A 13,751-nucleotide genomic window follows, 5' to 3' on the forward strand; every position below is an offset into this window, starting at 1 on the left:
GTTTCAGTGCGCGAAGGCGTTAAACAGTGAACGCGTCTTGCAACAGTTTTGCCTGTTGCTCAGCGTGCATCGATGCGTAACCACAAGCAGGTGCAGCAGAAGCGTCACGGCCCGCGTACTCAAGTACGAGAGATTTGTCGTGACCGCTGATGATGCGGCGCATGTGGTGCTGGCTGCAGTACCAGGCACCCTGGTTCATCGGCTCTTCCTGACACCAGACAATATGTTTGGCGTTTTTGTACGGAGCCAGGACTTCAATCAAGTCGTCCTCAGGGAACGGGTACAGCTGCTCAAGACGCACGATGGCGATGTCATCACGACCTTCGGCACGGCGTTTTTCCAGCAGGTCGTAGTAGACCTTGCCGCTACACAGCACGATGCGACCGACTTTCGCCGGATCTTGTGCATCGATTTCCGGAATAACGGTCTGGAACGAACCTTCGGCCAGATCTTCCAGGGTCGAGATTGCCAATTTGTGACGCAGCAACGACTTCGGAGTCAGGACGATCAGCGGCTTGCGCAGCGGACGGATGACCTGACGGCGCAGCAGGTGATAAATCTGCGCAGGAGTAGTCGGCACGCACACCTGAATGTTGTGCTCGGCGCACAGCTGCAGGTAACGCTCAAGACGTGCAGAGGAGTGCTCCGGGCCCTGACCTTCATAACCGTGTGGCAGCAGCATGGTCAGACCGCACAGACGGCCCCACTTGTGCTCGCCGCTGGTGATGAACTGATCGATTACAACCTGGGCGCCGTTGGCGAAGTCGCCGAACTGGGCTTCCCAGATCACCAGCGCGTTAGGCGTGGTGGTCGAGTAGCCGTATTCGAACGCCAATACCGCTTCTTCCGACAGCAACGAGTCGTACAGGTCAAAACGTGGCTGACCTTCAAACAGGTGCTTCAGAGGAATGTAGGTGCCAGCATCTTTCTGGTTGTGCAGCACGGCGTGACGGTGCGAGAACGTACCGCGGCCGATGTCCTGACCCGTCATGCGAATCGGGTGACCTTCGAACTGCAGGGTTGCGTATGCCATTGTTTCGGCATAACCCCAGTTGATCGGCAGGCCGCCGGCTTGCATTTTTTGACGATCTTCGTAGATCTTCGCAACCTGGCGCTGAACAACGAAGCCTTCCGGAATTTCCAGCAGCTTGGCAGACAGCTCTTGCAGGGTCTTGAGATCAAAACGGGTGTCGTGACGCGCAGTCCAGGCGTGACCCAGGTATGGGCGCCAGTCTACGAACAGCTCTTTGTTCGGCTCTTTGACCAGACTTTTCACAACATGCAGACCGTTGTCCAGCGCGTTGCGGTATTCGTCGATCTTGGCCTGAACGCGTTCTGCGTCCACCACTTTCTCTTGCGTCAGACGTTCGGCATACAGTTCACGGGTAGTGCGCTGCTTGGCGATCTGCTGATACATCAGCGGCTGAGTACCGTTTGGCTCGTCGGCCTCGTTGTGACCGCGACGGCGGTAGCAGAACAGGTCGATCACGACGTCACGCTTGAATTGCATGCGGTAGTCGATAGCCAGCTGGGTTACGAACAGAACGGCTTCCGGATCATCACCATTCACATGGAGGATCGGTGCCTGGATCATTTTCGCAACGTCCGTGCAGTACTCGGTGGAGCGCGAGTCTTCCGGATTGCTGATGGTGAAGCCCACCTGGTTGTTGATCACCAGATGAATGGTGCCGCCCGTCTTGAAGCCGCGAGTTTGCGACATCTGGAAGGTTTCCATGACCACGCCCTGACCTGCGAATGCAGCATCACCGTGGATGGAAATTGGCAGTACTTTTTCGCCGGTGCTGTCGTTACGACGGTCCTGGCGAGCACGTACAGACCCTTCAACCACTGGAGAAACGATTTCCAGGTGGGACGGGTTGAACGCCATTGCCAGGTGGACTTCGCCACCACCGGTCATGACGTTGGAGGAGAAGCCCTGGTGGTATTTAACGTCACCGGAACCCAGCTCGATCTTTTTCTTGCCTTCGAACTCGTCGAACAACTCGCGCGGGTTTTTACCGAAGGTGTTCACCAATACGTTCAGACGGCCACGGTGGGCCATGCCGATAACGATTTCCTTGGCGCCGTAGTTGCCCGAACGCTGGATCAGCTCGTCCAGCAAAGGAATCAGGCTCTCGCCACCTTCCAGGCCGAAACGCTTGGTGCCCGGGTATTTGGTACCCAGGTACTTTTCCAGACCTTCAGCAGCAGTCACGCGCTCAAGCAGATGGCCTTTGACTTCAGCCGAATACGTTGGGCGGCCGCGTACGCTTTCGAGGCGCTGTTCAAACCAGTGGCGCTGCTCGGAATCGACGATGTGCGTGAACTCTGCGCCGATGGTGCGGCAATATGTCTGCTGCAACGCTTCGAGAATTTCGCGTAGGCTCGCTTCCTCTTTGCCGATGTACAGGTCGCCGGCACGGAAGGTCGTATCAAGATCGGCATTGGTCAAGCCGTAATGATTGATCGACAGGTCTGCAGGTGCAGGACGCTGCCACAGCCCCAGCGGATCAAGCTGGGCTGCCTGGTGGCCGCGCATCCGATAGGCCTGGATCAATCGCAGCACTTCAACCTGCTTCTTCTCGTGCTCACTGCTCACGCTCCCGGCGGAAACCGGTTGGGCGCGGCGCTGGTTCTTTGCCAGCAGCACGAAATGATCGCGGATTGTGGAGTGCGAAACATCGTTGGCAGAGTTGCCGTCAGTAGGCAACGTCTGAAATTTGGTGCGCCATTCTTCTGGCACAGCGTTAGGGTCGTGCAGGTAGAGCTCATAGAGCTCTTCCACATAGGCAGCGTTACCACCTGAAAGATAGCCGCTGTTCCACATGCGCTGCATCACGCTTTCTTGCATGCTTGGTCACCCTCGGTTAGGGGACACCATCGACGAGAACACCAGAGCATGCTTGAGAAAGTCCGAATACAGCGACTAAAACAAGCCACTTAGGATCACGCTGATAGTCCGGGTACCAGCCCGGATGCCCCTGCTGGTCTCATTTCTTCAAAATAAGAGCCGCAGCTTTTGAGCTGTTGCTCAGGTTAAAACTACGGCGCCGGTTGAAGCCTGCGCCGCAGCATTTACGGTTAAAGCGGTCCTGCGGTACAGCCTTGGATCACACGCCGCTTTGCAGCAGCATGCTACGCACGTGACCGATGGCCTTAGTCGGGTTCAAGCCCTTCGGACACACGTTTACGCAGTTCATGATCCCGCGGCAGCGGAATACGCTGAACGGGTCATCCAGTGAAGCCAGACGCTCGCTGGTCTTGGTGTCACGGCTGTCAGCCAGGAAGCGGTAGGCTTGCAACAGTGCAGCAGGGCCCAGGAACTTGTCCGGGTTCCACCAGAAGGACGGGCACGAGGTCGAGCAGCAAGCGCACAGGATGCACTCGTACAGACCGTCGAGCTTTTCACGCTCTTCTGGCGATTGCAGACGCTCGATGGCCGGAGCCGGAGTATCGTTCTGCAGGAACGGCTTAACTTTTTCGTATTGCTTGTAGAAGATGCTCATATCGACGACCAGGTCACGGATAACCGGCAAACCTGGTAGTGGACGAACGATCAGCTTGTTACCTTTAACGACAGCAGACAGTGGCGTGACGCATGCCAAAGCGTTTTTGCCGTTGATGTTCATGCCGTCGGAGCCGCAAACGCCCTCACGGCAAGAGCGACGATAGGAGAAACCCTCGTCCTGCTCTTTGATCAGGGCCAGTACGTCCAGCACCATCAGGTCTTTACCGTGGGTATTGACCTCGAATTCCTGCATGAACGGAGCGGCGTCCTGATCAGGGTTGTAACGATAAACACTGACTTTCAACATATCGGCCACCCTTAGTAAGTCCGAACCATAGGTTCGAAGGTCGGAACGGTTTTCGGCGAGAAGTTCACCGCACGCTTGGCTACGCGCTTGTCACCCGGGAAGTACAGGGTGTGGCACAGCCAGTTAACGTCGTCACGATCTTCGAAGTCTTCACGGGCGTGAGCACCGCGCGATTCTTTACGAACTTCAGCAGCGATTGCAGTCGCTTCAGCCACTTCGAGCAGGTTTTGCAGCTCAAGGGCTTCGATACGAGCAGTGTTGAACGCCTGGCTCTTATCGTTGATTTTCACGTTGGCAATGCGCTTGCGCAGATCTGCCAGCTGGGCAATGCCCTTCTGCATGTATTCGCCAGTACGGAATACACCGAAGTAGTTCTGCATGCAGCTCTGCAGCTCTTTACGCAGGGTTGCCACGTCTTCGCCGTCGGTACGCGAGTTCAGGCCATCCAGACGTGCCAGGGCAGCGTCGATGTCGGACTGGCGTGGACGAGCGTAATCAACGCCTTCTTTCAGGGTCTGTTCAAGGAACAGGCCGGCAGCACGACCGAATACCACCAGGTCGAGCAACGAGTTGCCGCCCAGACGGTTGGCACCGTGTACCGATACGCAAGCCACTTCACCCACTGCGAACAGGCCAGGGATGATCTGGTCAACGCCGTCAGCGTCCTGAGTGATTGCCTGGCCATGAATGTTGGTGGCAACGCCGCCCATCATATAGTGGCAGGTAGGAACCACTGGAACTGGAGCCAGAACCGGGTCAACGTGCGCGAACGTTTTCGACAGTTCGCAGATACCAGGCAGACGGCTGTGCAGAACTTCTTCACCCAGGTGATCGAGTTTCAGCATCACGTGGTCGCCATCCGGACCGCAACCATTGCCCGCGATGATTTCCTTAACCATCGAGCGAGCAACTACGTCACGACCGGCAAGGTCTTTGGCGTTCGGAGCATAACGCTCCATGAAACGCTCGCCGTGCTTGTTGATCAGGTATCCACCTTCACCGCGGCAACCTTCAGTAACCAGTACACCGGCGCCGGCAATACCGGTTGGGTGGAACTGCCACATCTCGATGTCCTGTACCGGCACGCCAGCACGCAGCGCCATGCCAATACCGTCACCGGTGTTGATCAGGGCGTTGGTAGTCGAAGAGTAGATACGACCTGCACCGCCAGTCGCCAGTACGGTGGCGTTAGCGCGAACGTAGGAGGTTTCACCGGTTTCGATGCAGATAACGATCATGCCGACGAAATCGCCAGCCTCGTTCTTAACCAGATCGACACCGTAGTATTCGTTCAGGAATACAGTGCCGGCCTTCAGGTTGGCCTGGTACAGGGTGTGCAACAGCGCGTGACCGGTACGGTCGGCTGCAGCGCAAGTACGGGCAGCCTGGCCGCCTTTACCGAAGTCCTTGGACTGACCACCGAAAGGACGCTGATAGATACGACCCTGTTCGGTACGGGAGAACGGCAGACCCATGTGCTCGAGTTCGAACACGGCTTCCGGACCTACGGAACACATGTACTCGATAGCGTCCTGGTCACCGATATAGTCGGAACCCTTGACGGTATCGTACATGTGCCAGCGCCAGTCATCGTTCGGATCTGCAGAAGCGATCGCGCAGGTGATGCCACCCTGAGCCGATACAGTGTGCGAACGAGTCGGGAAAACCTTGGTGATTACGGCAGTCTTGTGACCACCTTGTGCCAGCTGCAGAGCAGCGCGCATGCCAGCACCGCCGCCGCCAATAATAATGGCGTCGAACGAAAGTGTATTAACTGTGTTAGCCATGAATCAGATACCCCAAAGAATCTGCACACCCCAGACGAAGTAAGCGAACATTGCAACGCCGCAGACTGCCTGGAAGAGGAAACGTACTGCTGTCGCGGACTTGCCCAGCGCCATTGGCGTCAGGTAGTCGGTCGCGATGGTCCACATGCCTACCCAGGCGTGTGCGCCCAGAGCAACAAGGGCCAGCAGGCTGAAGATACGCATCCAGTTGCTTGCAAACAGCTCATGCCATTGGGCGTAGCCAATGCCAGGGTTCGCAACGAGGTATCCGATCAGGAAAATGAAATAAGCCGCTAGAACAACCGCAGACACACGCTGTGCCATCCAGTCATAGAGGCCCGAACGCGACAGGTTCGTAACGCTGGTTACCATATCCAAACTCCCGCCAGAACAATCATCACCACGGAAATGACGATTACAATTTTCGAGCCCAGTCGGCCGCCTTCAAGCGTCTCACCGATGCCCATGTCCATGATCAAGTGGCGCACACCGGCAACCAGGTGATACAGCAAGGCAGAGAGCAGGCCCCACGCAACGAATTTGGCCAGAGGACTGGTCAAGCATGCCTTCACCTCGGCATAACCTTCTTCCGAACCCAGGGATTTGCTCAATGCATAAAGCATGATGCCCAGGCCGAGAAAAAGAATAATGCCCGATACACGGTGCAGAAATGACGTAACGCCGGTGATGGGGAGTTTGATGGTCCTTAGGTCTAGGTTTACAGGTCGTTGGCTATTCACGGCTTTTTTCACACTGAAGAGCCCCTAACAATCAGGGCAAGTTTGTTGGGATGCGCACTGGTCAGGTACCCACCACCCGGGAGTGACGACCCCCATCTAAACAGGCCCAAAAGCCCCTGGCGGTCGGCTGCCGAGTATAGACAGTTAGGTCGCTAATGACAACGCAAAGACCTCCCCCTAATAGCGCATTGCGCTCTGGCTATAAAAGGCGTAAACGGCAGGGATATTCGTGAAAAATGACTCCCCAAAGCCTTGTACAGCAAGACTTTAGGCAAATTGACATTCAAATTTATCTCACTATAGTGGTGCGGGCCCTGCGTGGGGGGTCTGTCTGATGATTTCAAGCATAAATAGGAGGCCACATGGCTGACAAAAAAGCGCAGTTGATCATCGAGGGCGCAGCCCCCGTCGAGCTGCCCATTTTAACTGGCACCGTGGGTCCCGATGTAATCGATGTGCGAGGCCTAACGGCAACGGGCCGATTCACATTTGACCCTGGCTTCATGTCGACCGCATCTTGCGAGTCGAAGATCACCTATATTGATGGTGACAACGGTATCCTGCTGCACCGCGGCTACCCGATTGAACAGCTGGCTGAACACTCTGACTACCTTGAGACCGCTTACCTGCTGCTGAACGGCGAACTGCCGACTGCAGAGCAGAAGGCTCAATTTGTCAGCACCGTGAAGAACCACACAATGGTTCACGAGCAGTTGAAGACGTTCTTCAACGGCTTCCGTCGTGACGCCCACCCGATGGCGGTCATGTGCGGTGTAGTCGGCGCCCTCTCGGCCTTCTACCACGACTCCCTGGACATCAATAACCCGCAGCATCGCGAAATTTCCGCGATCCGTCTGGTTGCCAAGATGCCAACCCTGGCAGCGATGGTTTACAAGTACTCCATGGGTCAACCCATGATGTACCCGCGTAACGACCTGACCTACGCCGAAAACTTCCTGCACATGATGTTCAACACACCGTGCGAGATCAAACCGATCAGCCCGGTGCTGGCCAAGGCAATGGATAAGATCTTTATCCTGCACGCTGACCACGAACAGAATGCCTCGACTTCTACCGTGCGTCTGGCGGGCTCTTCGGGTGCCAACCCGTTCGCCTGTATTGCTGCCGGTATCGCCGCACTGTGGGGCCCTGCCCACGGCGGTGCAAACGAAGCCGTGTTGACCATGCTCGACGAAATTGGCGATGTTTCGAACATCGACACGTTCATCGCCAAGGCCAAGGACAAAAACGATCCGTTCAAACTGATGGGCTTTGGTCACCGGGTTTATAAAAACCGCGACCCACGCGCCACAGTGATGAAAAAGACCTGCGACGAAGTGCTTAAAGAACTGGGCATCCAGAACGATCCGCAACTCGAACTGGCCATGCGCCTGGAAGAGATCGCTCTGACCGACCCGTACTTCATCGAGCGCTCGCTGTACCCGAACGTCGACTTCTACTCGGGGATCATCCTCAAGGCGATCGGCATTCCAACCAGCATGTTCACCGTGATCTTCGCCCTGTCGCGTACAGTCGGCTGGATCTCGCACTGGAAAGAAATGCTCTCCAGCCCGTACAAGATTGGCCGTCCGCGCCAGCTGTACACCGGTTACGAGCAGCGTGACCTGACCAACCTGGAAGACCGCAAGTAAGGCATATCCCACGATATAGTCTTAGCTGCACACAAAACGGCCTCTATATATAGAGGCCGTTTTTGTTTTGCGCCGTTTTAACCCAGTGCAGAACTGACTGCTGTGGGAGCGGGCTTGCTCGCGATGGTATCGCTGCGGCTCGCCTGACAGGCCGCGGTGATGCCATCTCGAGCAAGCCCGCCCCCACACAAACCTCAACACAAAAAAATCCCCCTGCCTCACGACAGGGGGATTGCTTTACACATAACGCCTGCCGCTGATTAGTGATCCACCGCCCCGCTCGCCCCAAGACCCGTCTGCGAACGCACAAACTGCGGGAAGAACAACGCACGTTCTTTCTCTGCCGCCTTGGATTTGTCGGTAATAGAGAAGAACCAGATACCCGCAAACGCAATGATCATGGAGAACAGTGCAGGGTACTCGTAAGGGAAGATTGCTTTCTCATGATGCAGGATCTGCACCCAGATGGTCGGGCCCAGGATCATCAAGCCAACCGCACTGATCAGCCCCATCCAGCCGCCAATCATGGCGCCGCGAGTGGTGAGGTTTTTCCAGTACATGGAAAGCAGCAGCACAGGGAAGTTGCAACTCGCAGCAATGGAGAACGCCAGGCCCACCATGAATGCGATGTTCTGGCTTTCGAACAGGATGCCCAAGCCAATCGCCAGCACCGCCAGGGCGATGGTAGTGATCTTGGAAACGCGAATCTCATCCTTGTCGTTGGCCTTGCCCTTCTTGATCACGCTTGCATAAAGGTCGTGAGACACCGCCGAGGCACCGGCCAGGGTCAGACCCGCAACTACCGCAAGGATAGTGGCGAAGGCTACGGCCGAGATAAAGCCCAGGAACATGCTGCCGCCCACCGCATCAGCCAGATGCACGGCCGCCATGTTGTTACCGCCCAGCAAGGCGCCAGCAGCGTCTTTGAATGCAGGGTTGGTGCTGACCAGAATGATCGCGCCAAAACCGATGATGAAGGTCAGGATGTAGAAATAACCGATGAAGCCAGTTGCGTAGAACACGCTCTTGCGGGCTTCCTTGGCATCGCTAACGGTGAAGAAGCGCATCAGGATATGTGGCAGGCCGGCAGTACCGAACATCAGGGCCAGACCGAGGGAAAAGGCCGAGATCGGGTCTTTAACCAGGCCGCCCGGGCTCATGATCGCCTCACCTTTAGGGTGAATTTTGACGGCTTCGGCAAACAAGGCATTGAAATCAAAGTTGACGTGTTTCATTACCATCACGGCCATGAACGTCGCACCCGACAACAACATCACCGCTTTGATGATTTGCACCCAAGTGGTGGCCAGCATGCCGCCGAACAACACATACATGCACATCAGAATGCCTACCAGGATCACCGCAACGTGGTAGTCCAGGCCGAACAGCAGCTGAATCAGCTTGCCGGCACCGACCATTTGCGCGATGAGGTAGAACGCAACCACCACCAATGAACCGCAAGCCGACAGCGAGCGGATCTGGGTTTGACCCAAACGGTACGAGGCAACATCAGCAAAGGTGTACTTGCCCAGGTTACGCAGACGCTCTGCGATCAGGAACAGGATGATGGGCCAACCCACCAGAAAGCCGATCGAATAGATCAGGCCATCGTAGCCAGAGGTGTAAACCAGCGCGGAAATACCCAGGAAGGAAGCGGCGGACATATAGTCGCCCGCAATCGCCAGGCCGTTCTGAAAACCTGTAATTTTGCCGCCCGCAGCATAGTAGTCGGCAGCAGACTTGTTACGCTTTGACGCCCAGTACGTAATGCACAGAGTTGCACCCACAAAAACGACGAACATGATGATCGCCGCGATATTAAGCGGTTGCTTCTGCACTTCGCCGGTCAGGGCCTCTCCCGCCCAGACCGCAGGTGCAAGGGCTGCAACGCCCAGTGTTGCCAATAGGCGCCCGATCATTGCCCTGCCTCCTTGAGAATTGCATTGTTCAGCTCATCAAACTCGCCATTGGCCCGGCGCACATAGATACCGGTAAGAATGAAGGCCGAAACAATCAACCCCACACCAATCGGAATACCCCAGGTAATAGACGAACCGGGACTCAACTTGGTCCCCATGATGTGTGACCCATAAGCAATCAACAGGATAAAGGCGGCATATAGTCCGAGCATGATTGCCGAGAGAATCCAGGCGAACCGCTCTCTTTTTTTAACCAGCTCCTTGAAACGCGGGCTGTTTTGAATCGAGAGGTAAATGCTGTCGTTCATTATTTTTGTCCTCGCAGCACAGATGAGATGGAACGTTTTCACTATTAGGGCGCCGCACATTCAATTCCAGACGACTTTAGTAGTAGAGCCCTGAATCAGCTGCAGCCCGCGTTTTATCTAGTCTGCAAGGACGATGCACATAAGCATGAAACTCCAGAAATGCAAAAACCGCCTGATGTAAACACCAGGCGGTCTTGTGTACTGCGAGCTAGACGCGTCGCGATTATTTAGCTGTCCACTCGGCCACACGCTCTGGGTGCTTGGCGACCCACTCTTTGGCCGCCGCTTCAGGCTTTGCCCCCTCTTGAATAGCCAGCATTACTTCACCAATTTCATCTTTTGAGTTCCAGGAAAATTTCTCCAGAAACTCTGCAACTTCAGGTGCTTTTTTACCCAGTTCTTTGCTGCCAATGCTATTAACGGTTTCTGCAGCGCCATACACGGACTTGGGATCTTCGAGAAAACGCAGTTTCCACTTGGCAAACATCCAGTGCGGCACCCAGCCGGTCACGGCGATCGGTTCGTTTTTGGCATAGGCACGACCCAGTTCCGAGGTCATTGCCGCTCCGGAACTTGCCTGTAGCTTGTAGCCCTTGAGGTCATAATCCTTGATTGCCTGGTCGGTCTTGAGCATGACACCTGAACCGGCATCAATACCGACGATCTTGTTTTTGAACTCGTCGCTGCCCTTCAAGTCGGCAATGGACTGGGCCTTTACATACTCAGGAACGATCAGGCCAATTTTTGCATCTTTGAAGTTGGGCCCGTAGTCGACCACCTTGTCTTTATTTTTGGCCCAGTACTCGCCATGAGTAACGGGCAACCAGGCAGACAGCATGGCGTCCAGTTTCCCCGTGGCCACGCCCTGCCACATGATCCCGGTCGCAACGGGCATCAGTTTCACGTCATAGCCCAGCTTTTGCTTGATGACTTCGGCAGCCACATGGGTAGTTGCCACGCTGTCCGACCAACCATCCACATAGCCAATATTCAGGGTCGGCTTGCTCTGGGCGCTCGCCAGGCCCGCACTCATCGCCAGCACCAAGGCTGCTCCCGCGCTCAAAATACGTCGCATCTTCATCTTTGATTCCCCACAGTGCCGGGCCCGACGAGTGCCGGGCCACTACAAGTTTCCTACAAGGTTTTTCTACCCCGTATCACTTGCACCCGATCATCAACCTCGACTGCTTGCCGTCCTGCTCTGACGACGACCCCCATACAACCAGCAGCGACATTGCCACTACACCCAATTAGATGCCCGCATGCTTTGCCCAGATGGCTGCCCGAACTTTGCATGTCAAAATTATACGCGGGCGCTGCACCTGCTCAATTGCAGGTAAGATGCGCGGCTTTGTTCCCATACGGCCTGACCATGTCTGCGACTGCCCGCTTCCCCGTGCTGCCTTATCTCCTTGCCTGCTTGCTGGGCATGTTTGCCATTGCCGGTTTCTGGTACGGCCTTGGCCAACCGGTGATTTTGCCTGATGCCGCAACACCGACCCATAAACTGCAATGTGCGTCGTACACGCCGTTCGACAAGGACCAATCGCCGTTCGACCAGCCTTTCGTGCCTCGGGCCGAGCGCATGGACGCGGACCTGGCGTTGCTGGCCACGCGCTTTCAGTGCATCCGCACCTACTCGCAGGCAGGTCTTGAAGGCCTGCCAGACCTTGCACGCAAACACGGCCTGAAGCTGATGATAGGGGCCTGGGTCAGCAGCGACCCGGTTGCCACCGCACAGGAAGTCGACGCCCTGATCGCCTCGGCCAATGCCAACCCGGACGTTGTCAGTTCGGTCATCGTTGGCAACGAAGCCTTGCTGCGCAAAGAAGTCACCGCGCCACAACTGGTCAAGCTGATCGACAAGGTGAAAAGCCAGATCAAGCAACCCGTGACCTATGCAGATGTTTGGGAGTTCTGGCTGCAACATCCGGAAATCGCCCCGGCGGTGGACTTTCTGACCATTCACCTGCTGCCTTACTGGGAAGATGACCCTGCAGGTATTGATCAGGCGGTGAACCATGTCGCGCAGATCCGCCAGGTTTTCGGCAACAAGTTTGCGCCCAAGGACATCCTGATCGGCGAGACCGGCTGGCCCAGCGAAGGACGCCAGCGCGAAACCGCCGTACCTGGCCGGGTCAATGAAGCCAAATATATTCGCGGTTTTGTCACCCTGGCCGAGCAAAACGGCTGGAAGTACAACCTGATCGAAGCCTTCGACCAACCCTGGAAACGCGGCAGCGAAGGCGCAGTTGGCGGCTATTGGGGCTTGTTTGATGCAGACCGTCAGGACAAGGGCATTCTGGCCGGCCCAGTTTCCAATCTGCCGCACTGGCCTGCCTGGCTTGGGTTGGGCGCACTGGTGTTTCTGAGCACTCTGGTGCTTGGCGGGCGCGTTCGCACGCCACGTTCAGCCCTGCTGCTGCCAGCACTGGGCGCTGTGGCGGGATGCAGCATCGTGGCCTGGGCAGAACTGGCCTCCGTGACCAGCCGCTATGCCGGAGAGTGGGCCTGGGCCGGCCTGCTGGTCGGCTTGAACCTGATTGTATTGGCACATGCAGCGCTGGCACTGGGCCAGAAAGAAGGTTGGCGCGAGCGCCTGTTCAATGTGCTGGAGCGCCGTGCTGGCTGGTGGCTGGCAGCGGCAGGGTTTGCCGGTGCGGTGATGATGCTGGGGTTGGTGTTTGAACCGCGCTATCGCAGCTTCCCGAGTGCAGCACTGATACTGCCTGCACTGGTTTACCTGCTGCGTCCGGTACACGGGCCACGCCGTGAATTCGGCCTGCTGGCATTGATCATCGGCGCAGGCATACCGCTGCAGCTGTACCGCGAGGGCCTGAACAACGAACAGGCCTGGATGTGGGCATTGGTGAGCACTCTGATGGTGATGGCGTTGTGGCGTAGCGTGCGACAGAAAGCCTAACGCCCAACCTTGTGGGAGCGGGCTTGCTCGCGATAGAGGCGACGCGATCTGTCAGGCAGACCGCGTTGATGCCTTGACGAGCAAGCCCGCTCCTCTTGCCTTACCTGGCTGCCCGAACCAGTCGCAACCCGGCGATCACAACGGCAAACACTGCCAGGCTGGCGTTGTAGAGCGCCAGCGCAGGAAAACCGGACAACAAGGCCAGTACCGCCAGCGCACGGCCGACGTGCCCGCGCACAAAAAACGCGACAATCGACAGCACCAACGCCACCCAACCCAGCACCCTGAAATGAATCAACAACCCCAGGTTTGAACGCAGCTGGCATTCCCAACGCGCAGCCTCGGCCACACAGGTCCCAACCCACTGCGGGTCTTCCATCAAGCCGTAACGCAACCCATAACTGGCTGCCAGCCACACAGGCAGGGCGATAAGCAGCAAGATCAACGGCAAACGAGGTCGCATAAAAACTCCGATAGACAAAAGCGGCGCCCAGCTTAATCCCCATCCTTGCCTATGCAAGCCTTGCAATGAGATATCTGTTAACTAAAGTCATTCAGCGTGTATCTTGAGTGGCTTTTTGCCTTTTCGAGACTCTTTTGGGTTTTT

General features: G+C 56.4%; 11 protein-coding genes. 2 read left to right on the top strand and 9 right to left on the bottom strand.

What is annotated here, in order from left to right:
- Positions 1-19: 19 nt before the first annotated feature.
- From AACY07_RS07395 to sdhC, 5 genes are all read right to left on the bottom strand, one after another.
- Positions 20-2,851 carry a 2-oxoglutarate dehydrogenase E1 component gene (locus AACY07_RS07395; RefSeq protein WP_339474176.1) on the bottom strand — a complete coding sequence of 944 codons (2,832 nt, stop codon included), beginning with the start codon at positions 2,849-2,851 and terminating at the stop codon, positions 20-22.
- Positions 2,852-3,110: 259 nt separating this feature from the next.
- On the bottom strand, positions 3,111-3,815 hold the full coding sequence (locus AACY07_RS07400; protein WP_133078138.1) for a succinate dehydrogenase iron-sulfur subunit: 705 nt from the start codon (positions 3,813-3,815) through the stop codon (positions 3,111-3,113).
- Between the two features lie 11 nt (positions 3,816-3,826).
- On the bottom strand, positions 3,827-5,602 hold the full coding sequence (gene sdhA / locus AACY07_RS07405; protein WP_219261568.1) for a succinate dehydrogenase flavoprotein subunit: 1,776 nt from the start codon (positions 5,600-5,602) through the stop codon (positions 3,827-3,829).
- A gap of 3 nt (positions 5,603-5,605) precedes the next feature.
- Positions 5,606-5,974 carry a succinate dehydrogenase, hydrophobic membrane anchor protein gene (gene sdhD, locus AACY07_RS07410; RefSeq protein ID WP_003446906.1) on the bottom strand — a complete coding sequence of 123 codons (369 nt, stop codon included), beginning with the start codon at positions 5,972-5,974 and terminating at the stop codon, positions 5,606-5,608.
- On the bottom strand, positions 5,968-6,354 hold the full coding sequence (gene sdhC, locus AACY07_RS07415) for a succinate dehydrogenase, cytochrome b556 subunit (RefSeq protein WP_019828563.1): 387 nt from the start codon (positions 6,352-6,354) through the stop codon (positions 5,968-5,970). The genes sdhD and sdhC overlap by 7 nt, the downstream gene beginning before the upstream one ends.
- Before the next feature lie 350 nt (positions 6,355-6,704).
- On the opposite strand from sdhC, the gene gltA reads away from it, so the two are divergent.
- Positions 6,705-7,994: a citrate synthase gene (gene gltA / locus AACY07_RS07420; protein WP_019828565.1), complete on the top strand. Its 1,290-nt coding sequence runs from the start codon at positions 6,705-6,707 to the stop codon at positions 7,992-7,994.
- Positions 7,995-8,254: 260 nt separating this feature from the next.
- Here gltA and AACY07_RS07425 read toward each other — a convergent pair whose 3' ends face one another.
- The 3 genes from AACY07_RS07425 to AACY07_RS07435 all read right to left on the bottom strand — a co-directional run bounded on the left by AACY07_RS07425 (position 8,255) and on the right by AACY07_RS07435 (position 11,302).
- Positions 8,255-9,913, bottom strand: a complete 1,659-nt coding sequence (locus AACY07_RS07425; protein WP_339474179.1) for a cation acetate symporter — start codon at positions 9,911-9,913, stop codon at positions 8,255-8,257.
- Positions 9,910-10,221 (bottom strand): DUF485 domain-containing protein, encoded by a 312-nt coding sequence (locus AACY07_RS07430; RefSeq protein ID WP_133078136.1) that lies wholly within the window; start codon positions 10,219-10,221, stop codon positions 9,910-9,912. The genes AACY07_RS07425 and AACY07_RS07430 overlap by 4 nt, the downstream gene beginning before the upstream one ends.
- A 223-nt stretch (positions 10,222-10,444) precedes the next feature.
- A complete protein-coding gene (locus AACY07_RS07435; protein ID WP_133078135.1) occupies positions 10,445-11,302 on the bottom strand; it encodes a glycine betaine ABC transporter substrate-binding protein in 858 nt (285 codons plus the stop codon).
- Positions 11,303-11,593: 291 nt separating this feature from the next.
- Here AACY07_RS07435 and AACY07_RS07440 point away from each other — a divergent pair, with 291 nt between their 5' ends.
- Positions 11,594-13,144 carry a glycoside hydrolase family 17 protein gene (locus AACY07_RS07440; protein WP_339474180.1) on the top strand — a complete coding sequence of 517 codons (1,551 nt, stop codon included), beginning with the start codon at positions 11,594-11,596 and terminating at the stop codon, positions 13,142-13,144.
- A gap of 100 nt (positions 13,145-13,244) precedes the next feature.
- Here AACY07_RS07440 and AACY07_RS07445 read toward each other — a convergent pair whose 3' ends face one another.
- Positions 13,245-13,607 carry a hypothetical protein gene (locus AACY07_RS07445; RefSeq protein WP_339474182.1) on the bottom strand — a complete coding sequence of 121 codons (363 nt, stop codon included), beginning with the start codon at positions 13,605-13,607 and terminating at the stop codon, positions 13,245-13,247.
- Between the last annotated feature and the right edge of the window lie 144 nt (positions 13,608-13,751).

Source organism: Pseudomonas sp. RL_5y_Pfl2_69, from assembly GCF_963970465.1.
Classification (GTDB): domain Bacteria; phylum Pseudomonadota; class Gammaproteobacteria; order Pseudomonadales; family Pseudomonadaceae; genus Aquipseudomonas.

Bases quoted from the DNA above. Each gene is read 5' to 3' on its own strand.
- AACY07_RS07395 (WP_339474176.1), bottom strand. From the start codon at position 2,851: ATGCAAGAAAGCGTGATGCAGCGCATGTGGAACAGCGGCTATCTTTCA.
- AACY07_RS07400 (WP_133078138.1), bottom strand. From the start codon at position 3,815: ATGTTGAAAGTCAGTGTTTATCGTTACAACCCTGATCAGGACGCCGCT.
- sdhA (WP_219261568.1), bottom strand. From the start codon at position 5,602: ATGGCTAACACAGTTAATACACTTTCGTTCGACGCCATTATTATTGGC.
- sdhD (WP_003446906.1), bottom strand. From the start codon at position 5,974: ATGGTAACCAGCGTTACGAACCTGTCGCGTTCGGGCCTCTATGACTGG.
- gltA (WP_019828565.1), top strand. From the start codon at position 6,705: ATGGCTGACAAAAAAGCGCAGTTGATCATCGAGGGCGCAGCCCCCGTC.
- AACY07_RS07425 (WP_339474179.1), bottom strand. From the start codon at position 9,913: ATGATCGGGCGCCTATTGGCAACACTGGGCGTTGCAGCCCTTGCACCT.
- AACY07_RS07430 (WP_133078136.1), bottom strand. From the start codon at position 10,221: ATGAACGACAGCATTTACCTCTCGATTCAAAACAGCCCGCGTTTCAAG.
- AACY07_RS07435 (WP_133078135.1), bottom strand. From the start codon at position 11,302: ATGAAGATGCGACGTATTTTGAGCGCGGGAGCAGCCTTGGTGCTGGCG.
- AACY07_RS07440 (WP_339474180.1), top strand. From the start codon at position 11,594: ATGTCTGCGACTGCCCGCTTCCCCGTGCTGCCTTATCTCCTTGCCTGC.
- AACY07_RS07445 (WP_339474182.1), bottom strand. From the start codon at position 13,607: ATGCGACCTCGTTTGCCGTTGATCTTGCTGCTTATCGCCCTGCCTGTG.